This is a genomic window from Serratia proteamaculans (genome assembly GCF_946227095.1).
Classification (GTDB): domain Bacteria; phylum Pseudomonadota; class Gammaproteobacteria; order Enterobacterales; family Enterobacteriaceae; genus Serratia; species Serratia proteamaculans_E.
In genome coordinates this window covers 226,467-247,998 of the sequence record NZ_CAMISV010000006.1, presented here as the reverse complement: position 1 = coordinate 247,998, position 21,532 = coordinate 226,467, and the positions used below count along the sequence as shown (strand labels likewise).

Sequence of the window (21,532 nt, the reverse complement as noted above, 5' to 3'; positions counted from 1 at the left end):
ATTGTTGCCTGTATACTTATACAGTGTTATTGGAGGCGAGATGCGTAAAATCATTCATGTCGATATGGACTGCTTCTTCGCGGCGGTAGAAATGCGCGACGATCCCAGCCTGCGCGATATTCCGTTGGCGATCGGCGGCAGTGCCGACCGGCGTGGGGTGATCAGCACCGCCAACTATCCTGCCCGTCGCTATGGCGTACACAGTGCGATGTCGACGGCGATGGCGCTCAAGCTTTGCCCGCACCTGAAACTACTGCCCGGCCGCATGGCGGCGTATAAAGAAGCCTCGCAGCATATCCGCGAAATCTTTGCCCGTTACACTCCGTTGATTGAGCCGCTGTCACTGGATGAAGCCTATCTGGACGTGACCGACTGCAGCCAGTGCAATGGGTCAGCAACGCTGATCGCCGAACAAATCCGCCAGACTATCTCCGATGAACTCAACCTCACCGCTTCTGCCGGTATCGCGCCGATCAAGTTCCTGGCCAAGATTGCCTCAGAGCTGAATAAACCGAACGGACAATACGTCATCACGCCGGCGCAGGTGCCGGCGTTTTTACAGCAGTTGCCGCTGAGTAAAATTCCCGGCGTGGGCAAAGTCACGGCCAAACGGCTGGAAGAAGTGGGGCTAATCACCTGTGCCGACGTGCAGCAGTATGACCTGGTGTTGCTGTTAAAGCGCTTCGGCAAATTTGGCCGGGTGCTGTGGGAGCGTTGTCAGGGGATCGATCTGCGTGAGGTTTCGCCAGAGCGGCTGCGTAAGTCGGTGGGGGTGGAGCGTACGCTGGCGGAAGACATTCATGACTGGGAAGATTGTGAAACACTGATCGTCGACAAGCTTTATCCCGAGTTGGAACTGCGGTTGCGTAAGGTGAAACCGGATCTGCACATCGCCCGGCAAGGGGTAAAACTCAAGTTTCAGGATTTCCAGCAAACCACCCAGGAACACGTCTGGCCAGTACTGAATAAAGACGATTTGATCAACGTGGCGCGGCAGGTCTGGCGTGAGCGGCGTGAAGGGCGCGGGGTGCGACTGGTCGGGTTGCACGTGACGTTACTGGATCCGCAGCTGGAACGGCAACTGTTACTGCCGTGGGAATAACAAAGGCGCAAATATTTGCGCCTTTGGTTTAATCACTAAATCATCTGTAATATTACGCGCGCTCTGGGATGGCCTTCAGCAGTGCGGTCAGCAACTTCCAGTACAGACCCACGCTTTCGATATGCACCTGCTCATCCGGCGAGTGTGGCCCGGTGATGGTTGGCCCAATCGATACCATATCCATATTCGGGTACGGCTTTTTGAACAGGCCGCATTCCAGACCGGCGTGGATCACCATGATGTTCGGCGTCTTGTTGAACAGGTCCTGATAGATCTCGCGCACCAGATGCATGACCGGTGAGTCTGCGTCCGGCTGCCAGCCTGGGTAGCCGCCTTTTGGCGCGACCTTGGCGTTGGCCAACTGGCCCAGTGCGGTCAGCATGCCGACCACGTAGTCTTTACCGCTGTCGATCAGCGAGCGGATCAGGCAGATGATTTCTGCTTCGCTGTCGCTGGTGGTAACCACGCCCACGTTCAGTGAGGTTTCCACCACGCCTTTCACTGCGTCGCTCATGCGGATCACACCGTTCGGCGTACCATTCAGCAGTGCCACAAAACGCTGTTGGCTGTCGGCAGTCATCGCCTGAGAGGTGCTGGTGACAGGCTCCAGCAGCACGGTGATGTTCTTCTCTTTGGCCGCCAGTTCGTTTTGCAGGGTCGCCAGGAACGCCTGGCTCAGCGCTTTCAGCGCATCGGCTTTCTCGGCCGGTACGGCAACCACCGCAGAGGCCTCACGCGGGATAGCATTACGCAGCGTGCCGCCGTTCAGGTCCAGCAGGCGCAGGTTCAGCTCAGCGCTATGATCAAACAGGAAGCGTGCCAGCAGTTTGTTGGCGTTGCCCAGCCCGACGTGGATATCAGCGCCAGAGTGGCCGCCTTTCAGGCCTTTGAGCGTCAGTTTCAGGGTTTGATAACCGGCAGGCACGGCTTCGCGCTGCAGCGGCAGGGTGGTGATGAAATCAATACCCCCGGCGCAACCCATGTAGATCTCGCCTTCCTCTTCGGAGTCGGTGTTGATCAGGATATCCGCCTGCAGCCAGTTCGCCTGCAGGCCGAATGCGCCGTCCATGCCCGCTTCTTCGGTCATGGTCAGCAGCACTTCCAGTGGACCGTGCTCGACGCTGTCGTCAGCCAGCACTGCCAGCGCGGAAGCCATACCGATACCGTTGTCGGCACCCAGCGTGGTACCGCGGGCTTTGATCCACTCGCCGTCAATGTACGGCAGGATCGGATCCTTGGTGAAGTCGTGCACGGTGTCGTTATTTTTCTGCGGCACCATATCCAGGTGCGCCTGCAGGGCGACCGGCTTGCGGTTTTCCATGCCTTTGGTGGCAGGCTTACGCAGCAGGATGTTGCCTACATGGTCACGCTCGGCGTGCAGGTGTTTCTCTTTGGCCCACTCGAGGATGTGCTGTGCCAGCGCTTCTTCATGATAAGAAGGATGCGGAATAGAGCAGATTTTGGCAAAAATATCCCACAGCGGCTGTGGCGAAAGTTGAGACAATTCAGACACTATAAGTCTCCTGTAACAGCATTCTCGGCAGTGCGGGAATGCCGCTCGGTTAGGGTTAGGGGCATCTGTGCTTCGTGGCACGATCTCCAGAGAATATCACTTTATTCCGGGCGGTGCCCGTGCCGTATTGCGCTGTTTAAGCGCTTGATCACACTAGTTTGATGCGTCATTGCTCATTTATGCAGCATCAATCACCAGACGAAATACTTATGAATTCCAAGGTACAACTGGTATTTGGTGCGTCCAGTCTTTATAATCTCGCGCAACCTTTTTTCCCCTGATTACTGAGTAAGCCGCACCACTGCTGGCTGGGACACCATTCTATGAGCGAAAAATACGTTGTTACCTGGGACATGCTGCAAATGCAAGCGCGCAAACTGGCTCACCGCCTGCTGCCTGCTGACCAATGGAAGGGCATTATTGCCGTCAGCCGTGGCGGTCTGGTACCGGCCTCTCTGTTAGCGCGTGAGTTGAGCATCCGTTATGTAGATACCGTCTGCATCTCCAGCTATGACCATGACAACCAACGCGAAATGAAAGTGCTCAAGCGCGCCGAAGGCGACGGTGAAGGCTTTATCGTGATCGACGATCTGGTGGATACCGGCGGCACCGCGAAAGCGATCCGTGATATGTACCCGAAAGCGCATTTCGTCACCATCTTCGCCAAGCCGGCAGGTCGCCCGCTGGTTGATGACTATGTGGTTGATATCCCACAGGATACCTGGATCGAGCAGCCATGGGACATGGCGGTGACCTTCGTGCCACCGATCGGCGGCCGTTAAGCTAGCCACGCTGATTCACCAAAACGCCCGGTTCTGCCGGGCGTTTGCGTTATTTTGCTTTATCGCTCCAGAGTTAGGTACACTACCTCCAGTTGATTAGGCTGTTTGCGGCCTATTACCAGATTTACGGAGGCTGTTGTTACCATGGCACAAGCCAACCTTTCTGAAATCCTGTTCAAACCCTCATTTAAACACCCTGAGACCTCAACTCTGGTACTGCGCGCGCGCAACAAAGTCAGCGCCGATCTGCATTCCACGCTGGAAGGCAATACCGTCAGCAATTGGTACCGCATGCTCAACCCGCTGTTGTGGGCCTGGCGCGGCGTCGATCCGATCGAAATCAACGAAGTACTGGCACGCATCGCGGTCGCGGATGTGGAACACACCAACGACAAATGGCTGGATACCGTGATCGGTTACCGTAACGGCAACTGGATCTACGAGTGGGTGCATCAGGGCATGCTCTGGCAACAGCGTGCGCTGGAACAACAGGATCCGCTGATTGGCGGCCAGTACTGGCTCAACGCTGCCAACTTTTACAGCATTGCCGGCTACCCGCACCTGAAAGGCGACGAGTTGGCCGAGCAGGCGGAGTCGTTGTCCAACCGGGCTTACGAAGAGGCCGCGCTGTTACTGCCGTACCAGTTGAAAGAGCTGGAATTCCGCATTGAAGGTGGCAGCAGCATTACCGGCTTCCTGCATATGCCGGAGAAGGGCGAAGCGCCGTTCCCGACGGTACTGATGTGCGGCAGCCTGGATACCCTGCAGACCGACTATCACCGCCTGTTCCGCGATTATCTGGCACCGCAGGGCATTGCCATGCTGACCATTGATATGCCTTCCATTGGTTCTTCTTATAAGTGGAAGCTAACCCAGGATTCCAGCTTCCTGCACCAGCAGGTGCTGACCCAATTAGCCTCAGTGCCCTGGATTGACCATCAGCGCGTCACCGCGTTTGGCTTCCGCTTTGGTGCCAATGTGGCCGTCCGGTTAGCCTATCTGGAGCCACAGCGGCTACGGGGCGTGGCCTGCCTGGGGCCGGTGGTGCATCGCCTGCTGTGCGACATCAACACCCAGAAGAACGTGCCGGACATGTATATGGACGTGCTGGCCAGCCGGATGGGCATGGCCAACGCTTCGGACCATGTGCTGAAGGTCGAGCTGAACAGCTATTCGTTGAAAAATCAGGGGCTGTTGGGCCGCCGCTGCCCGACGCCGATGCTGGCCGGTTACTGGGATCAGGATCCGCTCAGCCCGAAAGAAGAGGCGCAGCTGATCGCTTCATCCTCGATGGACGGCAAATTGATCGCCATACCGCGCAAGCCGGTGTACAGCAGTTTTCACAAGGCGCTGCAGCAAATGTCTCATTGGATGAAAGATAAAATGCGTTAAATAGTTGCTAAATTTTAACAATTTGTTAAAAAGAATGGTCTACATTGAGGAGCTTAAGAATGACGTTACCGAGTGGTCACCCTAAAAGCCGACTAATGAAACGTTTCGCCAGCTTGGGGCCGTATCTGCGTGAAGGGCAATGTGAGAACGACCGTTTTTTCTTTGATTGTTTAGCCGTCTGCGTCAATGTTAAGCCTGCTCCAGAGCTGCGAGAGTTTTGGGGTTGGTGGATCGAACTGCATGCTGAAGATACGCGCTTCACCTACGCCTATCAGTTTGGCCTGTTTGATAAGAAAGGGCAGTGGACGCCGGAAAAGATTAAGGATACTGAAGTAAAAACCAAGCTGGAAACCACCCTGCGTGATTTCCATCGTCGTCTGGGCGATCTGCTGACCACCATGGAGCTGACGCTTGAACCGGCCCCTGATTTCAAAGAAAAATTGATTAAACTTTCCGCCTGACCCCGTTTGACCGCAAGTATTCTGCTGATTTCGCGTTGTGCCTGTTGGCATAACGCGTCTCTCCTGTTACAAAGTCCTTAAGCATTATTCCTCTCATCTTATACGGCAGAAACACTATGAACGGCAGCCAGACACTGGTTGTGAAATTGGGCACCAGCGTGTTGACCGGCGGATCGCTGCGTCTTAACCGTGCCCATATTGTCGAACTGGTTCGCCAGTGCGCACAACAGCATGCAGCGGGTCACCGCATCGTTATCGTCACCTCTGGCGCGATTGCCGCCGGGCGCGAGCATTTGGGCTACCCCGAACTCCCCGCCACCATCGCCTCCAAGCAGTTGCTGGCGGCGGTCGGGCAGAGTCGGTTGATCCAACTGTGGGAGCAACTGTTCTCCATTTATGGCATCCACGTCGGGCAGATGTTGCTGACGCGCGCCGATCTGGAAGACCGCGAACGCTTCCTCAACGCGCGTGACACCATGACGGCGTTGCTGGACAACCGTATCGTGCCGGTAATCAATGAGAACGACGCGGTAGCGACCGCAGAAATCAAGGTGGGCGACAACGACAACCTGTCGGCATTGGCGGCGATCCTGGCCGGGGCCGATAAACTGTTGTTGCTGACCGATCAGCAGGGGCTGTACACCGCCGACCCGCGTAACAACCCGCAGGCAGAGCTGATCCGTGAAGTGCACGGTATCGACGATGCACTGCGTGCCATTGCCGGCGACAGCGTTTCCGGCCTGGGTACCGGCGGCATGGGCACCAAGCTGCAAGCCGCCGACGTGGCCTGCCGCGCCGGTATCGACGTGATCATCGCGGCTGGCAGCAAGCCGGGCGTAGTGAGTGACGTGATTGAAGGCAAACCGGTGGGCACCCGTTTCCACGCGTTGGAAACCCCATTGGAAAACCGCAAACGCTGGATCTTCGGCGCACCTCCGGCCGGTGAGATCACCGTCGACGACGGTGCGGTCGATGCCATTCTGGCGCGCGGCAGTTCACTGCTGCCGAAGGGCATTCGCGAAGTCAAAGGCGATTTCTCCCGTGGGGAAGTGATCCGCATCCGCAACCTGACGGGGCGCGATCTGGCGCACGGCGTCAGCCGTTATAACAGCGACGCGATGCGCATGATTGCCGGTCACCACTCGCAGGAAATCAGCGAAATTCTCGGTTATGAATACGGCCCGGTGGCAGTACACCGCGACGATATGATTGTCAGCTAAGGAGTGAGCATGCTAGAGCAGATGGGGAAGGCCGCCAAGCAGGCCTCCTGGCAACTGGCGGTGCTGAGCACGGCGAAGAAAAACCAGGTGTTGTCGGTGATTGCCGACAAACTGGAAGCCGAAAGCGAAGTGATTTTACAGGCTAACGAACAGGACATGGAACAGGCACGCGCCAGCGGGATGACCGAGGCGCTGCTCGATCGTCTGTTACTGACCCCGGCACGCCTGGCGGCGATCGCCAATGACGTGCGTCAGGTATGCCGCCTGAACGACCCGGTCGGCCACGTATTGGACGGCAGCCTGCTGGACAGTGGCTTGAAGCTGGAACGCCGCCGGGTACCGCTCGGGGTGATTGGCGTGATTTACGAAGCACGGCCAAACGTCACCATCGACGTCGCCAGCCTGTGCCTGAAAACCGGCAACGCGGTGATCCTGCGTGGTGGTAAAGAAACCCATCACACCAACCAGGCGACGGTGAAGGTGATCCAGCAGGCGCTGGAACAGTGTGGCCTACCGGCAGCGGCGGTACAGGCGATTGAAAGCCCGGATCGCGCCCTGGTGAATGAACTGCTGCGCCTGGATCGCTACGTCGACATGCTGATCCCTCGTGGTGGCGCGGGCCTGCACAAGCTGTGCCGCGAACAGTCGACCATCCCGGTGATCACCGGCGGTATCGGCGTTTGCCACACCTACGTGGATGACAGCGTTGACTTCGACAAAGCGCTGACGGTAATCGAAAACGCCAAGATCCAACGCCCAAGCGCCTGTAACTCGCTGGAGACATTGCTGGTTAACCGCAATATCGCCGCAGAGTTCTTACCAGCCTTGAGCAGCAGAATGGCGGCAGTCGGCGTCACCCTGCACGCAGCGGAGAACGCCATGCCACTGCTGCAAGACGGCCCGGCAACAGTGGTGGTGGTAGCAGCGGAAGATTACGACGACGAATGGCTGTCGTTGGACTTGAACGTGGCGCTGGTAGATGACATCGATCAGGCCATCGACCATATTCGCACCCACGGCACCAGCCATTCCGACGCGATCCTCACCCGTTCACTGAGCAACGCCGAGCACTTCGTACGTGCGGTGGACTCTAGCGCGGTGTACGTCAATGCCAGCACCCGCTTCACCGACGGCGGCCAGTTCGGTCTGGGCGCAGAAGTAGCTGTCAGCACCCAGAAACTGCACGCTCGCGGCCCAATGGGCCTGGACGCACTGACCACCTATAAGTGGATCGGTTATGGTGATGATTTGGTTCGGAGTTAAGTTTTAGTTCGGTGTTTAAAAAATGCAGGGGCGCAGTCCAATTGGACTGCGCCCTTTTTATTTGGGGAGTATCTGACAGTCGGCTTTGTGCTGTGAGTTTGAAGTGATGGAAGAAAACCTCGATGGCGTGAAATCCCTGCGCGTGATGATGACCTACCGCACCGATCACTACACCGCGCAACAGGCGGCGCTGATCGCCAGCAGCATTGAGCACGTGTTTTCGCATTTTTCTCAGCAGGCAGGTGGGGAGATGCGGCTTGCAGCTCTGCCGCCGGCACCGCAGCAATGACGTTGTTCACCCTAACTGACTTTATTACTTTCATGGAGATAAACGGATGTCTGGAACACCAGGAACACCTCGCGCTTTATTGTCGCTGTTGATCGCCACGTCGTTGGTGGTAGCGGGGGCGGCACAGGCCCGTGATAGCGGGATCAAGCCAGAGGATATCAAGCGTCAACCGCTGTCGTCGGCGGTGGTGGAGATGGCCTATAGCCCAAGCCAGCAGTCGCTGTTTGTCAGCGCACCGGACTGGAAGGAAGAGGCGAAATCTCGCGTGCTGCGTCTGGATCCGGCCACGCTGGCGGTGCAGGCGGAAATCCCTCTGCAGGTGAAAGGCTTTGGCGTGGCGCTGGATGACGCCGGTCATCGCTTGTATCTGACGCAGGGCTTCAACGGTTCGGTCGGCGTGGTGGATACCGCCACCAACCGTGCCCTGGACAGCATTCTTGTGACTGAAAAGACGATGCTGGAAAAGACCTACAAAGATGCCGGCATCAGTGGAAAGCGGCTGGAATTTCTGCTCGAGGAGCTTAAGCGCTTCAAGATCACCGAGGATTACCAGTACCGTATCCGCGAGGTGAAGTATGACGCGCAGACCGGCCGCCTGTTCCTGCCGGGACTGGGCTTTGGGGTCGACAGCGTGCTGTTTGTGGTAGACACCAAAACCAAAAAACTGGAGAAAATGATCCCCGGTTTTGGTTACAACGCGGTGGGTATCACTATTGATGAAAAAGGACGGCGGGTATTTGTCTCTAACATGCAGGGGCAGTTGATCACCCTGAATGCCGATACGCTGGCGATCACCTCCACCCAGGAGATCCAGGCGGATCAGTTGCTGAACCTGGTGTATGACGGCAAGAACAACCGTTTGTTAGGTGTGGATCAGGGGATCGATCGCGATAACTACCGTAATACTCACCTGGGGCACGACTACGCGAAGCGCAGCAGTGGCCATCGGGTGTTTGCACTGGATGCGGACAGCGGCAAGGTGTTGGCCAGCGAATTGACCGACGAAGTGCCGATCGGCCTGCTGCTGGACGATCGTAACCAGCGGATCTACGTCGCTAACCGTAAAGGGATCCGTGTCGATCACGGCGCAGGGACCTTGACGGTGTTTGATGCGAAAACCCTCAAACGCCAGCAAACGGTAGAACTGCCACCGCACCCTAACAGCCTGGCGCTGGATACCAGCAACAACGTGCTGTTCGTGACGGTGAAAAATGACGGCGCCAGCACCAAGGCCGGTAAACCGGAAAGCGTCGTGCGTATTCAACTGCCAAAAAACTAGTTTTACCCTGCTGCGTCAGTAAAGGCTGACGCAGCGTTTCTTTGCCCGACCTCAATACCTCGGCGGCTTCGGGCCGTCCGGACATACACATTCCGTGCTTCCTCGCCGCCAACGAGATTGATCTGCGCAGCAACGCAGATCTACACTGCTGAACGGAGGGCGTCGCCTCTCAATCCGATGTTTGATCAGCCAGCAATACCCATTAAGGGCTTCCCATGAATCATTTTCGTCCCGTTGCACTGGAACATGCCAGCCGTTTGCTTAACCATGGTCCGACGGTGTTGATCACCAGCCGAAGCCTGGATGGTACCCGGCGCAATGTGATGGCGGCCGCCTGGTCGATGCCGGTCGAATTCACACCGCCGCGCATTGCCATTGTCGTCGACAAGGGGGCGTATTCCCGGCAGATGATCGAAGAGAGCGGGGTGTTTGGTATCTGCATTCCGGCGGCGATGTTTATCGATACCACCTATGCGGTGGGCAGTATCTCGGGGCAGGAAGTGGAGGACAAGTTTTCCCGCTTCAACATTGCCACGATCTCCGGCACCCAGTTGAATGTTCCCTTGATAGAACAGGGTTGCGTGGCCTGGCTGGAGTGCCGCCTGTTGCCGGAGAGTGGCGCGCAGCAGAAATATGACACTTGCTTTGGTGAAGTGGTGGCCGCCGCGGCAGACGAACGGGTGTTTCACGGTGGCCGCTGGAACTTTGCCGACGCCGATCCGCAATTACATACTATCCATCATCTGGGGGCCGGCAATTTTATTCGCAGTGGCGATACCCTGCGGGCCAAGGATCTGTAAATCATGCTCCGAGACTCACACCCACGGCATGGCGGTGGGGTGAGTTTTCCACCGTAGAGTTATCGCGGGTCAATCACTGACATTAATCGCGATTAATGGGGGCGGTTCTCTGGCGCAGGTCTTTCTGGCATTTTTTTGTAGTGTTTCTTGACCGGTTTTTTATTGTGATGGGGTTTGGGCTGCACTTTATTATTGTGCGGTTTTTTATTATTTTGATGAACGATCGGTCTGTCATTATGATCATTGGCCGGTGGCGCAGCGAATACCGATGTGCAATTTAGCGCGACTACGGCGGTAATAATAAATATCAGTTTTTTCATTACGATGTCCTGATTTATTTAAATCATATTTTTGAACAGCCCCGATTAGGGGCTGATCGTTTAACGTGGGCCGTTAAAATGATAGCCATGGCCGCCGCGTCCACCGCCACCACCGCCACCCGGAGGTGGGAATATACAGCCGGAAAGCATGGCGCTAATAGCCAGCGCGCTGATGAACATCATAATAGGACGCATAATATAACCTTTAATCTCTAAATTAAGAGGGCCAGTATCATCTTCCGATGTAGGTATTAGCAATATGGAAAGAGTAGGCAAACCGAAAAGGTTCTGTAAGTAAGAATATTCTAACCGGGGGCAATCCTTTGAGATGGGGCGGGTTAATATCCCGCCCTGAGCATTTCATCCCGCAATAAATCGATTATCGCCGGCTCTATATCTGGGAACTGCCGGGTAATATCCTTGATGGCGTCCTCGACGGAAGGGGCGGCAAAGGTACCGGAGAATGGCAGCAGGGGAAGGCTGGCATCGCTGTCCGGGAATTCGCCGCTGATGGTGCCGGTGATCATGTCCGCTCTCTTTTGCGCGGTGAAGTCGTATTCGCCAATGTTCTTATTAATCGATGTCATTTTAACCTCGGTATCGGATTTTCTGGTGCCGCTACGCACCGGTCAACGCCTTCTTTTAAGCATAGTCCCTGAGTTGCAGAGCACCACCGGCTCTCTGCCCGATACTTTTGACGTGAGTCAATTCCACATAAACATAAGGTAATAAAGCCTGGCCTTGAACCGATAATTTGATTATAAACACCGGCGTTAGGGACAATGTTCTCATCTGAATTGGAGTATTTATGTTGGCTAAAGTGAATCGACTGCTTGCCGGTGCGTTACTGGCGTTATTGCTTCCTGCTGTCGCTGCGGCGGCGGATTACCGCGCGGGTGAACAGTATTCCCGCCTGGATAAGCCGGTGGCCTCTGCCCCTGCGGTGGTGGAGTTTTTCTCCTTCTATTGCGGTCCCTGCTATCAGTTTGCCGATACCTACCATGTGGGCAGCACCGTCAGCCAGGCCTTGCCTGCGGGCACTAAACTGACCAAATATCACGTTGGCTTGATGGGCAAACTGGGTAATGAGCTGACCGAAGCCTGGTCGGTGGCGATGGTGATGGGCATTGAGGACAAAATCGAAGGCATGCTGTTCGACGAGTTGCAAAAGAAGCGCGCCATTAACAGTGAACAGGATATCCAGCGGGTGTTTGCTGCTGCCGGTGTGGATGCTGCTACCTATGAAAATGCGCGCCACAGCCTGCTGGTGAAGGGCATGATTGCCAAACAGAATGAAGCGGTGAAGGCGCTGGACGTGCGTGCAACGCCTTCATTCTATGTCTCCGGCAAGTACAAAATCGACAATGCCGGTATGGCGAGCCAAAGCGTTGACGGTTACGCCAAAGAGTACGCCGCCGTGGTCCGCTATTTATTGGATACTCAGCCCTAAGCGTTATTTTCCGGCTGGCAGATCCAGTGCGTGACGCAGTTCATCGCGCGCCTGCTGGTATTGCTGCTGGAAATCTTGCTGCTGCGAGAGCTGTTGGCTGATCACGCTGCCGGAGATGCGGCCCATCTCAATATCTGATGGGTAATGGATGCCGGCGACCACGCGGTTATCGCCATATTGCCAGGCGCGCGTCATGATCTCGGCGCGCTTTTCCGGCACCATATTAGCCAGCGTAATGCCCATTAGCGTGCCCAGCGTGGTATGGCCGGAAGGCCAGGAGCCGGAGGTGGAGCGTTTTACGATCGGCTCTATGCGGCTGTCCAACATGTGCGGGCGCGGGCGTTTCCAAAAGTCTTTCGCGGGGTCAACCACGGCGGCCTCGGTAGCGACAATACGCTCAAAGAAAGCGCTCAGCGTCGGCAGGTTTTGGGCATTAAATTTCGGCCCCATCACGTTGCTGTACACCCAGACATTCTCTTCTGCATCCGCCTTGGCCTGAACGGCCATTTCAGGCGTCCGTTTCTGCTGCATATCCACCACCTGTTGCAATTCCCGTTTGGTTTGTACCGAGTCATTGGCCGGTGGCGGTGGCAGGATCTTGGTCAGATCAACCTGTTGTGCGGTTGTGAAGGGCTGTGCTTCTTCGGCAGCGTAAGCGCTGAACGCAGGCAGGGCGGCAGCCGTGAACAAGCACAGTGCCAGCGCAGATTTTTGTAATATTTTCATTAGGAATACCCATGGTGTGAAGTTGGTTGTCATCAAACTGGGCTCTATATTTGGTGCGTAATGTGATGGTTACATGACAGATGCGTGTCTATTTGATGACGTGGGTTCTGTTGCCGGCGCAATCTGTGATCCCAGCGCCAAATCCCGTCCCCGACATTGCTTGTATGTTACCGGGTTGTTATGTTGATTTTCTGTTCGACGCCGTTCGCGTTTCATCGCTGATGTTTGAGGGGTAAGCCATGGCAATTTCCGCACAGGTCAGGGAGGTCGGTTTCGAGGAATGGCTGGCGAAAATCAATTCCGCCTGTGGCCGGTTTTGCGCCAAGACGCTGGGGCCTGGCTTTAGCGGTGCGATGCAGGAGTTCCGCGCCCACGCGTTGCGTCTGAGCGTGGTTGATGCCGCCCAGACCCGGCTGTACCGTACCCAACAGGAGATTGCCCGTAGCGACGGCTCGCACTTTTTCACGGTGTTTCAACTGCGTGGCAGCTCATTGATGGAGCAGGGCGATCGGCAGGCGGTATTGTCCGCCGGTGACGTCACGCTGATTGACGCCTCACGCACCAGCAGCTTTACCTTCCAACAGAATTCCCGCCAAATCTCATTACTGATGCCGCGCAGCTATCTCGAGCAGTCTGCGTCCGAAGTGCAGTACGCCCGGCGGCTCGATGCGCAAAGCAGCGTGGTGCGCCTTAGTCGGCAACTGGTGTTGGGTTGCATGCAGGACTCGCAGATGAGCGCTCCGGAAAGCGAAGCGATACTGAACGCGGTGGCGACGCTGTTGCGTCCGGCGCTGGTCGAGCGCGTGGTTGAGGAAGACCGTTATCCGCGCAGCTTTAGCCGAACGCTGGCGTTTATCGATACGCATATTCAGTCACCGCAGTTGCGGCCGGAGTGGATTGCCGGCGAGCTTGGCGTTTCGGTGCGCAGTTTGTATCGGATGTTTGCTCGTCAGGGACTGGTGGTGGCGCAATATATCAAGCACCGCCGTCTGGATTTGTGCGCGCAGGCATTACGCAGCGCACCGGAGCGACAGAAACTGGCCACTATCGGCTATGACTGGGGCTTTAGCGATCACAGCCACTTTTCCACCGCCTTCAAAAGCCGTTTTGGCGTTTCGCCGAGCGAATACCGCAAACAGCATCAGTAGCGCCACAGGTGGCGCTACTGATGATTAAGGCGTTGTTTAGTAACGGATACACACCGATTTGGATTCGGTATAGGCATCCAGCCAGTCCGGGCCGAAGTCGCGGCCACTGCCCGATTGTTTAAAGCCGCCGAAAGGCATATTGGGGTCGATCAACGTATGGGTGTTGACCCAGACCGTACCGGCCTGAATGCGTGGCGTATACGCCATTGCTGCCTGCAGACTGGTGGTCCACAGACTGGCGGTCAGGCCGTAGTCGGTGTCATTGGCTTTGCGCAGCGCCTCTTCGGCGTCCGCCACGCGGATCAAATTCACCACCGGACCAAACACTTCTTCGCGCGTCAGGTTCAGCTTATCGTCCGGGTTAATTACCAATGTCGGCGGAATATAAAACCCCTGTGAGTCTGGCCCGGTTGCGCCGCTGATCAGCTCCGCATGCTTGGATCTGGCATCGTCCAGATAGGCCGCCACTTTATTACGGTGATCGCTGGATACCAGCGGGTTGATCTGCGCGTTGGCATCCATGCCCGGCCCGACGGTCAGGGATTTCACCGCCTGCTCGAACCCGGCCACCAGGGTGTCGTAGATCGGTGCTTCAATATAAATCCGCGAACTGGCGGCGCACACCTGGCCCTGATTGAGGAAGCTGCCCGCCATCAGGCCTTCGATGACCTGTTGGGGATCGGCGTCTTTTAACACGATAGCCGGGTTTTTTCCGCCCAGTTCCAGCGTGACGCGGGTCAGGCGATCTGCCGCTGCGCGTGCGATACCTTTGCCGACCGGCGTGGAGCCGGTAAAGCTCACTTTGGCGACCAGCGGGTGTTCGGTCAGTGCCTTGCCGCAGCCGGTGCCTTTGCCGGTTACCACGTTGAATACGCCCGGCGGAATACCGGCCTCGGTGGCCAGTTCGGCCATGCGCAGCACGGTGAGCGGGGTGGTTTCCGAGGGTTTGATGACAATAGAGCAACCTGCCGCCAGCGCCGGCATCACTTTCCACATGGCGATCATCAGCGGGAAGTTCCATGGCACAATACCGGCCACTACGCCAATCGGTTCTTTGCGGGTATATACCTGATATTTGGCACCCGGTGGTATCGGGATCGACACGTCCAGCGTTTGGCCGGTGATCTTGGTGGTCAGCCCGGCGGTGTAGCGCATCCAGTTCACCGTGCTGCCGACTTCAAACATGCGGGCGATATTGATCGACTTGCCCTGTTCCAGCGTTTCCAACTGGGCCAGCTCTTCGCTGTGTTGCTCAAGGAGATCGGCATAGCGCAATAAAATGCGTTCGCGCTCGGTGGGTAAACGCTGTGCCCAGATCCCGGCGGTAAAAGCCTGATGGGCTGACTGCACGGCACGCGCGACGTCCTGTGCGTTGGCATCGGCGGTAGAAGAGATTTGCTGTCCGTCGGCGGGGTTATACACCGCCAACCGGCCTTCGGCGCTGGCTTCGCACCAATGGCCGTCGATATACAGCCCATGATGACGATCGAGAAAACGCGAAACGCTGTCCATCACTGCTAGGGTATTGTCAGGCATACGCCCTCCTGTCAGACAAAAAAGGTCGTACCCTTAATTATTGAAGCTACATCTGTGTTGGCTTCACTCACTCACCCGAATCACTTACTTGTGTAAGCTCATCGGGATTCACTCGCTAGCCGCCTTGATGCAGCTCCAATTATTTTGGGTAAATCGTTAACCTTAAAAGCTTACAGCAGGTGGAGAGGATCGACTTTTGTCTGCCTGACAATCGGTTTGCCCTGCGTGACATCATGGGGGAGAAGCCAACGGCTGAACGGGTCAGCCGTTAGGGAACCGGATCAGGAACCGGATCAGGAACTAAGGGTCGCCAGGCGGGTGGCGAAGCCGAGGAACAGCAAGCCAATCAGGCCATTGCCCAGTTTTGCCAAGCCCTTCTTGTGGTTGAAGAAGTGCGCCAGCATCGCGCCGGAGAAGATCAGCGTGGTCATATAGAGAAAACTGACCGACTCGAGGATCAACGCCAGAATGGTGAACGACAGGCCGGTGTGGGCATAGTCGAAGTCGATAAACTGTACGAAGAACGACACATAGAACAGGATCGCTTTCGGGTTGGTCAGGCTGAGCGTCAGCGATTTGCGCAGAATACTGTGGCTGCCTTCAATCTGCTGATGCTGTGCCGCATTTTTCTGGATAAAGGTGGCATAGAGAATTTTTGCACCCAGAAACAGCAGGTAGATCGCGCCGAGAAAACGCACCAGGGTAAACAGGAACGGCGTGGTGCGGATCAGCGAAGCCACGCCGATATAGGCGCAGAAAATCAGAATTGCATCACCGATAAACACGCCCAGCGCGGCGGTATAGCCAGCTCGCACACCGCGTGTCACGCCGGTTTTCAGCACGTACAACGTATTCGGGCCCGGCAGGATGATGATAAAAATCACCCCGGCCAGATAGGTCCAAAGATTCAGGACGCCAAAACTCTCTAACACAATAACCTCTCCATGCGCGGAACTGACAGCCAATAACACTGGCTACACCCGTAGCCGGGCGCGATCCTAACGCCGCAGCGGCGGGTTGGCAACGTAATAAACTTCATGTTGTTTGCCGTATTTCGCCGCCCGTTACACAGGGGTCAAAAAGGGGCTATGGCTTGCGTGCCAGCAGCGTGGCGAAACGCAGCGAAATGCGATTACCCTCGGCGTCAGTTTTGTGCAGTTGGCCAACCTCTTCGTTGTACTTAAGCACTTCCCAACCGGCGTAATACTCTTTCAGCTCACCTGGTTTAAAGGTGAACGGGAAAGGCAGGCTACAAGGGTAATCCGGTGTATCCATCGCCGCGACGATCAGGTTGTAACCGCCGTTGACGGTACTGTCTTGCATGTTTTTCACCAGCGAGGGGATTTGCGCCGGGTCGAGGAACATCAACACCACGGTAGAAAGGATAAAGTCGTATTCGCCGCTGAAGCTGTGGGTGTTGAGGTCTTGCACACTGGCGCGAATGTGCGACAAGCCTTCGCTATCGATGATGCCGTTGAGATTATCAATCGATGGGCTGTGTTTGTCCCAGGCGGTGACGTCGAAGCCTTTCAGGTTGAGATAAAGCGAGTTGCGTCCGCCGCCACAGCCCAGATCCAGTGTTTTGCCGGGCGCGATGCGTTGTACGGCCTCGATCACTTCGGAGTGGGTACGGGTCAGTTGGTATTTCTTGTGGTAATAATCTTCTGGTGAACAATAGAAAGCCAGTTGGCAGGTCATGTCATCGGAGAATGAAACGATGCGGTGCCATTGCTGCGGCTCGATAAACGGCGGTTGGCTCTCGGGGCTGAACTGCCAGGTTTCGGTAGTTTCGCCCTGTTCGGTCATCAATGCGAAAGTTAATGTCCCGCTCAGCAGCCTGAGTTTGGCCCAGGTGCCGCTCTGGGTGTTGTGCTTTTTCTGGAAACTCTCCGGCAGCGTGGTGCTGTTCCATTCTGGCAGGGTTTTATAACAAAGTAGCTCATTCATAAATCACTCCTTGAGTTCTGCGTTGCCGCATGTAGCGGGCGAACAGAATAATTTCATATGTTGCATATAAAATACATGTTTATGGGGCCATTGAAAATGCCCGCGATCATGAAAGGCGTGATTTAGAGCTTACGGTGCATTCGAGTGTTGACGGCTTTAAAGCCAAGCCGGGTATACAGCCTGGCTGCCGTTGGGTTGTCGTTGAAGACCGCCAACTCGGCATATTCCGCACCGGCAGCCCGTCCTGCGTCCAACACCGCGCTCAGGATTTTCTCACCGTAGCCCTTGCCCCGCCAGGCGGCATCGACTTCAAAATCATAAACGAATAGCTGCTTACCATAGGTGCGTTGTTTGATGTTGTACCAGACGATGGCGATATTCTCTTCTGCTCCCACCCGCCGGGCACAAACCAACCTGTGGTTGGGCGTCGCCAACCCCTGGGGCAACGAGTCGTTATAGGTGGCTGCGGCTTCCACCAGCGCCTGTTCCTGGCTCAGCAGCAGAGAACGCTGCAGATCCCTGGCATATTCTTCGATTGCGTGAGTGCAGTAACGCTCGAATTCCTGCTGGCTCATGTCTCTGAGTTCAATCATTGGGTTGTTCCTTGACGGTTATTTTCCTTTCATGGCCCGATATTAACGACCGGATCGGCATATTTAAACTGGATCACGGCCTGCGGCTGGGCTAACGTCAGTGCAGTTTATGCCAAAACGATCAGGGAAAAGATGCTAATTCGCCGTTTTATCAACCCGATGACCTTGCGTCCGTTGAGCCTGGCCGCGCTGCTGGTGTTGGCCGGTTGTACCACTAAAACGCCTACCGCGCCGGTGCAACGTCCGGCAGACGTCAAAGCCCAGTTAGTGCGGTTAATGCCGGCCAACACCGCCGATCGCCAGGGCTGGGCCACCGATATCACCGCTGCTTTTGCTGCGCAGGGCATTGAACCCAGCGATCAAAACCTGTGTTCGGTACTGGCCGTCACCGAGCAGGAGTCGACCTTCCAGGCCAACCCGCCGGTGCCGGGGCTGCCAAAAATCGCCTGGAAAGAGATCGACCGCCGCGCCGACCAACTGCATATTCCCAACTTCCTGGTGCACACCGCCCTGCTGATTAAATCGTCGAATGGCAAGAGCTATAGCGAGCGGCTGGATAAGGTGCGCACCGAGAAAGACCTGAGCGATATTTTTGATGACATGATTGATTCAGTGCCGATGGGGCAGAAGCTGTTTGGCAGCCTGAATCCGGTACATACCGCCGGGCCGATGCAGGTGAGTATCGCCTTCGCCGAGGCTCATGCCAAAGGCTACCCTTACCCGATTGACGGTACTATTCGCCGCGAAGTGTTCAGCCGCCGTGGCGGCATGTATTTCGGTATCGCTCACCTGTTGGGGTATCCGGCCAACTACAGCCAGCCGATTTACCGCTTTGCCGACTTTAATGCCGGGTGGTACGCCAGCCGTAATGCAGCTTTCCAAAGCGCAGTCAGCCGGGCGACGGGGATCCCGCTGGCGCTGGACGGCGATGTGATTAACTACGGCACCGACAAGCCGGGCACCACCGAACTGGCCGTGCGCACCCTCGGCAAGCGCCTGGATATGAGTAACTCGTCGATTCGCCGGGCGCTGGAGAAGGGCGATTTGCTGGAGTTTGCCGACACCGACCTGTATGAGCGAGTCTATGCCCTGGCGGAGAAATCCACCGGCAAGAAACTGCCACGGGAAATGCTGCCGGGCATTCAGCTGGAAAGCCCGAAAATTACCCGTAAGCTGACCACCGCCTGGTTTGCCAAGCGGGTGGATGAGCGTCGCCAACGTTGTATGACGCGCGCCTCGGCGGGTTAAACCTGTGGGGTACTGATAAACGCAGGATGCCGCTCGGCCTGAGCGGCAAATGCCGCCAGCGTCGGGTGGTTATCGGCGCTAATCAGCCCGGGTAGCATGAGTTGAGTGAAGCTCCAGGCCACCGCCACACTGACCTCAGAGCTGCCCGTAACCTGAGGTGTAGCGGGGGCTTGCAGCAACTGTTTCTCCAGTTCGGCGTAGGCTGCCAGCAGTTGGCCCTGAACGCGATCCAACCAGGGCTGATGCTGTTTCTCCTGTGGCCGTAGCTGCTGCTCATAAACGATCTGCACCGTTTTTTCGCAGGCGGCCAGCGCCAGCCCAGTCAGTTGCAGAGCATAGAGTCGTGCAGCGCCCTGAGTCGGCAGCAGAGCCTTACCGCTAGGGGCGATGCCGGCGGCATACTCCAGGATCAGCGAAGAGTCCATCAGGATTTGATCGTCGGTCAGCACCAGCGTTGGGGCTTTCACCACCGGATTAATGGCTTTGAATTGTTCAAAACCGCGGAACACCGAAATGGCGTGGTGCTCAAACTCGATCTCCAATAATTTCAAACAAATTGCCACCCGGCGCACATAGGGTGAATCCAGCATGCCAATCAATTGCATCATGTTCTCCTGGGCCTATTCGCCCGATTTAAGTGAATGAATAAACGTCACCAACCACTTGGCTACCGTTTCCGGCGCGTCTTCCATTAAAAAATGTCCTGCTTGTGGGATCACCTGCAGCCTGGCACCGGGAATGTCGCCCTGCAAACGGTAGGCGTAACTTACCGGCTGCCACTCATCGTTCTCACCCCAGAGGATTTGCACCGGCAGGCGGAGCTCTGGCAAGCGCTGGGCGAAGTCTTCAGTATAGCGGGCGTCGTAATGGGCGATTTGATGTTGATAAAACGCCGGCTGGCCGACTACACCGACGATCGGCGCCAGATAGTGCTGCAATAGCTCTCCGGACATCCGCGACTTGTTGAACACCGCCATTTTCAGTTGGCGAGCCAGGGTTTGCTGGTGCTGTGACGCGTCCATGACCGCGTACTGGCGATAGCTATCACGGATGCCGCGCCAGGTCGGAGAAGGCCAGGAGTCGTAACTGCAAATATCCGCGATGGTCAGCGAGCGAAAGCGTCGGGAGTGCTCGAATGCTGCACGCAGTGACAATGCGCCACCAATATCGTGACCAAACACGTGGGCGGAATCCAGTTGCCAGTGGTCCAGCAGGCCGATCAGTAATTCCGCCTGTGCTGCAATTGAGGTGTCTGCCGACAACGGGCGTTCTGATGCACCGTAGCCCAGTAAATCGTAGATATAAACCCTGAAGCCTGCTGCCGTCAGGCTGGGTAACAAGTCTCGCCAGATGATCGAGTGGGCAGGGGTGCCGTGTACCAATACCAGCGGTTCACCTGCGCCCTGGATGCCAGTGGCAATACGGTGACCCTGGATAATAACTTGCTGATTAAGCAGAGAGGCCAAGCTGTTCATGATGATCCACCGGTTGTCGCGTTGTCGACAAACCATACTCACCGCCTTTCCATGACGCCAATGACAAGTTATGGTGCTTAAATCCAATTTTTGTCATGGTCTGTTTATGAATCAGCGTTTATCCATTGATGCATTGCGAGCGCTATTGAGCGTGATCGATACCGGTAGCATGACGCGAGCGGCACAACAGCTCAATCTCAGCCAGTCGGCGGTGAGTTGGAAAATCAAACGTCTGGAGGAGCAGTTGGGGCGCAGACTGGTCGATCGTCAGGGCATGACATTGACCGCCACCCCGGATGGCGAGGCTCTGTTGTCGCATGGACGGCAGATTTTGCAGGCTCACGATCGGGCACTGGCGCATTTCTCCCCCTCGTTATTGCAGGGCAGGGTGCGGTTTGGTGCCACGGAGCAGATGTCGTTACCGCAGTTGGCGGCCTTGCTGGCGGCATTTACCCACCAACACCCGCAGGTGGATGTGCAATTGGTCATCGAGCAAAGCCAGGTGCTGCGTAACGCACTGGATCAAGGGACGCTGGATCTGGTGCTGCATCAACAGTTTTGCGATGCGCTGAGCGCAGAAGATGTTGTGCTGGCAACGGAGCGCATTCACTGGTGTGTGCCACCGGGGTGGCGCTATCAGTCAGGAGACAGGGTGAAACTGGTCAGCTATGGGCCGGACTGTTTTTACCGCCGTCTGGCGGAAGAACGACTGAGCTCCGCAGGTATTGCCTGCCAGGTGTCGGTGGAGTGTCCGTCGGTGGCGGGGATGTTGGCGGCTATTGCTGCCGGGATGGGCATTGGCCTGCTCAATCAGCAGTCTATCGATCGACGGGTGCAGATCGAGACCAGCTTCGAGCGCATGCTGCCCTTGCCGAGCGTGGCGCATGCGTTACGTCTGGGCGCCAAGCGGCACCATCCACTACTGCAAACCTTGCAACAGCAGGTGGTGCAGGCACTGGGGCCATCCGCCGTTCCCTGAGCAACGGCG

Annotated in this window: 24 protein-coding genes; 13 read left to right on the top strand and 11 right to left on the bottom strand. The window is 56.4% G+C overall.

Features of this window, described 5'->3' with window-relative positions; translation table 11 throughout:
- Positions 1–40 precede the first annotated feature (40 nt).
- Positions 41–1,102, top strand: coding sequence for a DNA polymerase IV (dinB, locus tag OC597_RS14585; protein WP_085115347.1), 1,062 nt, complete (start codon positions 41–43; stop codon positions 1,100–1,102).
- A 52-nt stretch (positions 1,103–1,154) separates the two neighbouring features.
- Here the strand turns inward: dinB and pepD are convergent, their stop codons facing one another.
- Positions 1,155–2,615, bottom strand: coding sequence for a beta-Ala-His dipeptidase (gene pepD / locus OC597_RS14580; RefSeq protein ID WP_262209256.1), 1,461 nt, complete (start codon positions 2,613–2,615; stop codon positions 1,155–1,157).
- Positions 2,616–2,938: 323 nt separating this feature from the next.
- On the opposite strand from pepD, the gene gpt reads away from it, so the two are divergent.
- The 8 genes from gpt (at position 2,939) to OC597_RS14540 (ending at position 10,101) form a co-directional block, all read left to right on the top strand.
- Complete coding sequence (gene gpt / locus OC597_RS14575) at positions 2,939–3,397, top strand: xanthine phosphoribosyltransferase (RefSeq protein ID WP_085115349.1); 459 nt, start codon at positions 2,939–2,941, stop codon at positions 3,395–3,397.
- Between the two features lie 144 nt (positions 3,398–3,541).
- Positions 3,542–4,789 carry an esterase FrsA gene (gene frsA / locus OC597_RS14570; RefSeq protein ID WP_261251581.1) on the top strand — a complete coding sequence of 416 codons (1,248 nt, stop codon included), beginning with the start codon at positions 3,542–3,544 and terminating at the stop codon, positions 4,787–4,789.
- A gap of 59 nt (positions 4,790–4,848) precedes the next feature.
- Entirely contained in the window at positions 4,849–5,250 is a 402-nt protein-coding gene (gene crl / locus OC597_RS14565) for a sigma factor-binding protein Crl (RefSeq protein ID WP_262209253.1), read from the top strand.
- 116 nt (positions 5,251–5,366) lie between these two features.
- Positions 5,367–6,470, top strand: a complete 1,104-nt coding sequence (gene proB / locus OC597_RS14560) for a glutamate 5-kinase (protein ID WP_261425546.1) — start codon at positions 5,367–5,369, stop codon at positions 6,468–6,470.
- A gap of 9 nt (positions 6,471–6,479) precedes the next feature.
- The gene (proA, locus tag OC597_RS14555; RefSeq protein ID WP_262209250.1) at positions 6,480–7,733 is read left to right on the top strand and encodes a glutamate-5-semialdehyde dehydrogenase; all 1,254 of its coding nucleotides are present in this window, start codon (positions 6,480–6,482) and stop codon (positions 7,731–7,733) included.
- A 106-nt stretch (positions 7,734–7,839) separates the two neighbouring features.
- Positions 7,840–8,022: a hypothetical protein gene (locus OC597_RS14550; RefSeq protein ID WP_262209248.1), complete on the top strand. Its 183-nt coding sequence runs from the start codon at positions 7,840–7,842 to the stop codon at positions 8,020–8,022.
- Between the two features lie 46 nt (positions 8,023–8,068).
- Positions 8,069–9,301 (top strand): YncE family protein, encoded by a 1,233-nt coding sequence (locus OC597_RS14545; RefSeq protein ID WP_262209247.1) that lies wholly within the window; start codon positions 8,069–8,071, stop codon positions 9,299–9,301.
- A 215-nt stretch (positions 9,302–9,516) separates the two neighbouring features.
- On the top strand, positions 9,517–10,101 hold the full coding sequence (locus OC597_RS14540) for a flavin reductase family protein (RefSeq protein ID WP_261251612.1): 585 nt from the start codon (positions 9,517–9,519) through the stop codon (positions 10,099–10,101).
- 92 nt (positions 10,102–10,193) lie between these two features.
- Here OC597_RS14540 and OC597_RS14535 read toward each other — a convergent pair whose 3' ends face one another.
- From OC597_RS14535 to OC597_RS14525, 3 genes are all read right to left on the bottom strand, one after another.
- Positions 10,194–10,421 carry a hypothetical protein gene (locus OC597_RS14535; RefSeq protein ID WP_262209245.1) on the bottom strand — a complete coding sequence of 76 codons (228 nt, stop codon included), beginning with the start codon at positions 10,419–10,421 and terminating at the stop codon, positions 10,194–10,196.
- A gap of 60 nt (positions 10,422–10,481) precedes the next feature.
- Positions 10,482–10,616 carry a hypothetical protein gene (locus tag OC597_RS14530; protein ID WP_262209244.1) on the bottom strand — a complete coding sequence of 45 codons (135 nt, stop codon included), beginning with the start codon at positions 10,614–10,616 and terminating at the stop codon, positions 10,482–10,484.
- 143 nt (positions 10,617–10,759) lie between these two features.
- Positions 10,760–11,008: a hypothetical protein gene (locus tag OC597_RS14525; RefSeq protein WP_219015492.1), complete on the bottom strand. Its 249-nt coding sequence runs from the start codon at positions 11,006–11,008 to the stop codon at positions 10,760–10,762.
- A gap of 221 nt (positions 11,009–11,229) precedes the next feature.
- Here OC597_RS14525 and OC597_RS14520 point away from each other — a divergent pair, with 221 nt between their 5' ends.
- The gene (locus tag OC597_RS14520) at positions 11,230–11,871 is read left to right on the top strand and encodes a DsbA family protein (protein ID WP_261283718.1); all 642 of its coding nucleotides are present in this window, start codon (positions 11,230–11,232) and stop codon (positions 11,869–11,871) included.
- A 3-nt stretch (positions 11,872–11,874) separates the two neighbouring features.
- Here OC597_RS14520 and OC597_RS14515 read toward each other — a convergent pair whose 3' ends face one another.
- Complete coding sequence (locus tag OC597_RS14515) at positions 11,875–12,597, bottom strand: acid phosphatase (protein WP_262209241.1); 723 nt, start codon at positions 12,595–12,597, stop codon at positions 11,875–11,877.
- Positions 12,598–12,836: 239 nt separating this feature from the next.
- Between OC597_RS14515 and feaR the strand changes: the two genes are divergently transcribed.
- Positions 12,837–13,745, top strand: a complete 909-nt coding sequence (gene feaR / locus OC597_RS14510; protein WP_262209240.1) for a transcriptional regulator FeaR — start codon at positions 12,837–12,839, stop codon at positions 13,743–13,745.
- Between the two features lie 36 nt (positions 13,746–13,781).
- Here the strand turns inward: feaR and OC597_RS14505 are convergent, their stop codons facing one another.
- The 4 genes from OC597_RS14505 to OC597_RS14490 all read right to left on the bottom strand — a co-directional run bounded on the left by OC597_RS14505 (position 13,782) and on the right by OC597_RS14490 (position 17,821).
- Positions 13,782–15,281, bottom strand: a complete 1,500-nt coding sequence (locus tag OC597_RS14505; RefSeq protein ID WP_262209238.1) for an aldehyde dehydrogenase family protein — start codon at positions 15,279–15,281, stop codon at positions 13,782–13,784.
- Positions 15,282–15,574: 293 nt separating this feature from the next.
- Entirely contained in the window at positions 15,575–16,213 is a 639-nt protein-coding gene (gene leuE, locus OC597_RS14500; protein ID WP_085115370.1) for a leucine efflux protein LeuE, read from the bottom strand.
- A gap of 154 nt (positions 16,214–16,367) precedes the next feature.
- Complete coding sequence (gene tehB, locus OC597_RS14495; RefSeq protein WP_262209237.1) at positions 16,368–17,228, bottom strand: SAM-dependent methyltransferase TehB; 861 nt, start codon at positions 17,226–17,228, stop codon at positions 16,368–16,370.
- A gap of 122 nt (positions 17,229–17,350) precedes the next feature.
- Complete coding sequence (locus OC597_RS14490; protein WP_262209236.1) at positions 17,351–17,821, bottom strand: GNAT family N-acetyltransferase; 471 nt, start codon at positions 17,819–17,821, stop codon at positions 17,351–17,353.
- Between the two features lie 132 nt (positions 17,822–17,953).
- On the opposite strand from OC597_RS14490, the gene OC597_RS14485 reads away from it, so the two are divergent.
- Entirely contained in the window at positions 17,954–19,069 is a 1,116-nt protein-coding gene (locus OC597_RS14485) for a DUF1615 domain-containing protein (RefSeq protein WP_262209234.1), read from the top strand.
- On the opposite strand, the gene OC597_RS14480 is transcribed toward OC597_RS14485, so the two are convergent.
- Together OC597_RS14480 and OC597_RS14475 are read right to left on the bottom strand one after the other, a co-directional pair.
- The gene (locus tag OC597_RS14480) at positions 19,066–19,674 is read right to left on the bottom strand and encodes a glutathione S-transferase (RefSeq protein WP_316044867.1); all 609 of its coding nucleotides are present in this window, start codon (positions 19,672–19,674) and stop codon (positions 19,066–19,068) included. The genes OC597_RS14485 and OC597_RS14480 overlap by 4 nt on opposite strands.
- A 15-nt stretch (positions 19,675–19,689) precedes the next feature.
- Positions 19,690–20,544 carry an alpha/beta fold hydrolase gene (locus OC597_RS14475; RefSeq protein ID WP_410071715.1) on the bottom strand — a complete coding sequence of 285 codons (855 nt, stop codon included), beginning with the start codon at positions 20,542–20,544 and terminating at the stop codon, positions 19,690–19,692.
- Between the two features lie 70 nt (positions 20,545–20,614).
- Here OC597_RS14475 and OC597_RS14470 point away from each other — a divergent pair, with 70 nt between their 5' ends.
- Entirely contained in the window at positions 20,615–21,523 is a 909-nt protein-coding gene (locus OC597_RS14470; protein WP_261251639.1) for a LysR family transcriptional regulator, read from the top strand.
- Positions 21,524–21,532: the final 9 nt, after the last annotated feature.

Excerpts from the sequence above, each read along its gene's own strand:
- dinB (WP_085115347.1), top strand. The coding sequence starts at position 41 with ATGCGTAAAATCATTCATGTCGATATGGACTGCTTCTTCGCGGCGGTA.
- gpt (WP_085115349.1), top strand. The coding sequence starts at position 2,939 with ATGAGCGAAAAATACGTTGTTACCTGGGACATGCTGCAAATGCAAGCG.
- frsA (WP_261251581.1), top strand. The coding sequence starts at position 3,542 with ATGGCACAAGCCAACCTTTCTGAAATCCTGTTCAAACCCTCATTTAAA.
- crl (WP_262209253.1), top strand. The coding sequence starts at position 4,849 with ATGACGTTACCGAGTGGTCACCCTAAAAGCCGACTAATGAAACGTTTC.
- proB (WP_261425546.1), top strand. The coding sequence starts at position 5,367 with ATGAACGGCAGCCAGACACTGGTTGTGAAATTGGGCACCAGCGTGTTG.
- proA (WP_262209250.1), top strand. The coding sequence starts at position 6,480 with ATGCTAGAGCAGATGGGGAAGGCCGCCAAGCAGGCCTCCTGGCAACTG.
- OC597_RS14550 (WP_262209248.1), top strand. The coding sequence starts at position 7,840 with ATGGAAGAAAACCTCGATGGCGTGAAATCCCTGCGCGTGATGATGACC.
- OC597_RS14545 (WP_262209247.1), top strand. The coding sequence starts at position 8,069 with ATGTCTGGAACACCAGGAACACCTCGCGCTTTATTGTCGCTGTTGATC.
- OC597_RS14540 (WP_261251612.1), top strand. The coding sequence starts at position 9,517 with ATGAATCATTTTCGTCCCGTTGCACTGGAACATGCCAGCCGTTTGCTT.
- OC597_RS14535 (WP_262209245.1), bottom strand. The coding sequence starts at position 10,421 with ATGAAAAAACTGATATTTATTATTACCGCCGTAGTCGCGCTAAATTGC.
- OC597_RS14530 (WP_262209244.1), bottom strand. The coding sequence starts at position 10,616 with ATGCGTCCTATTATGATGTTCATCAGCGCGCTGGCTATTAGCGCCATG.
- OC597_RS14525 (WP_219015492.1), bottom strand. The coding sequence starts at position 11,008 with ATGACATCGATTAATAAGAACATTGGCGAATACGACTTCACCGCGCAA.
- OC597_RS14520 (WP_261283718.1), top strand. The coding sequence starts at position 11,230 with ATGTTGGCTAAAGTGAATCGACTGCTTGCCGGTGCGTTACTGGCGTTA.
- OC597_RS14515 (WP_262209241.1), bottom strand. The coding sequence starts at position 12,597 with ATGAAAATATTACAAAAATCTGCGCTGGCACTGTGCTTGTTCACGGCT.
- feaR (WP_262209240.1), top strand. The coding sequence starts at position 12,837 with ATGGCAATTTCCGCACAGGTCAGGGAGGTCGGTTTCGAGGAATGGCTG.
- OC597_RS14505 (WP_262209238.1), bottom strand. The coding sequence starts at position 15,281 with ATGCCTGACAATACCCTAGCAGTGATGGACAGCGTTTCGCGTTTTCTC.
- tehB (WP_262209237.1), bottom strand. The coding sequence starts at position 17,228 with ATGAATGAGCTACTTTGTTATAAAACCCTGCCAGAATGGAACAGCACC.
- OC597_RS14490 (WP_262209236.1), bottom strand. The coding sequence starts at position 17,821 with ATGATTGAACTCAGAGACATGAGCCAGCAGGAATTCGAGCGTTACTGC.
- OC597_RS14485 (WP_262209234.1), top strand. The coding sequence starts at position 17,954 with ATGCTAATTCGCCGTTTTATCAACCCGATGACCTTGCGTCCGTTGAGC.
- OC597_RS14480 (WP_316044867.1), bottom strand. The coding sequence starts at position 19,674 with ATGCAATTGATTGGCATGCTGGATTCACCCTATGTGCGCCGGGTGGCA.
- OC597_RS14475 (WP_410071715.1), bottom strand. The coding sequence starts at position 20,544 with ATGAACAGCTTGGCCTCTCTGCTTAATCAGCAAGTTATTATCCAGGGT.
- OC597_RS14470 (WP_261251639.1), top strand. The coding sequence starts at position 20,615 with ATGGTGCTTAAATCCAATTTTTGTCATGGTCTGTTTATGAATCAGCGT.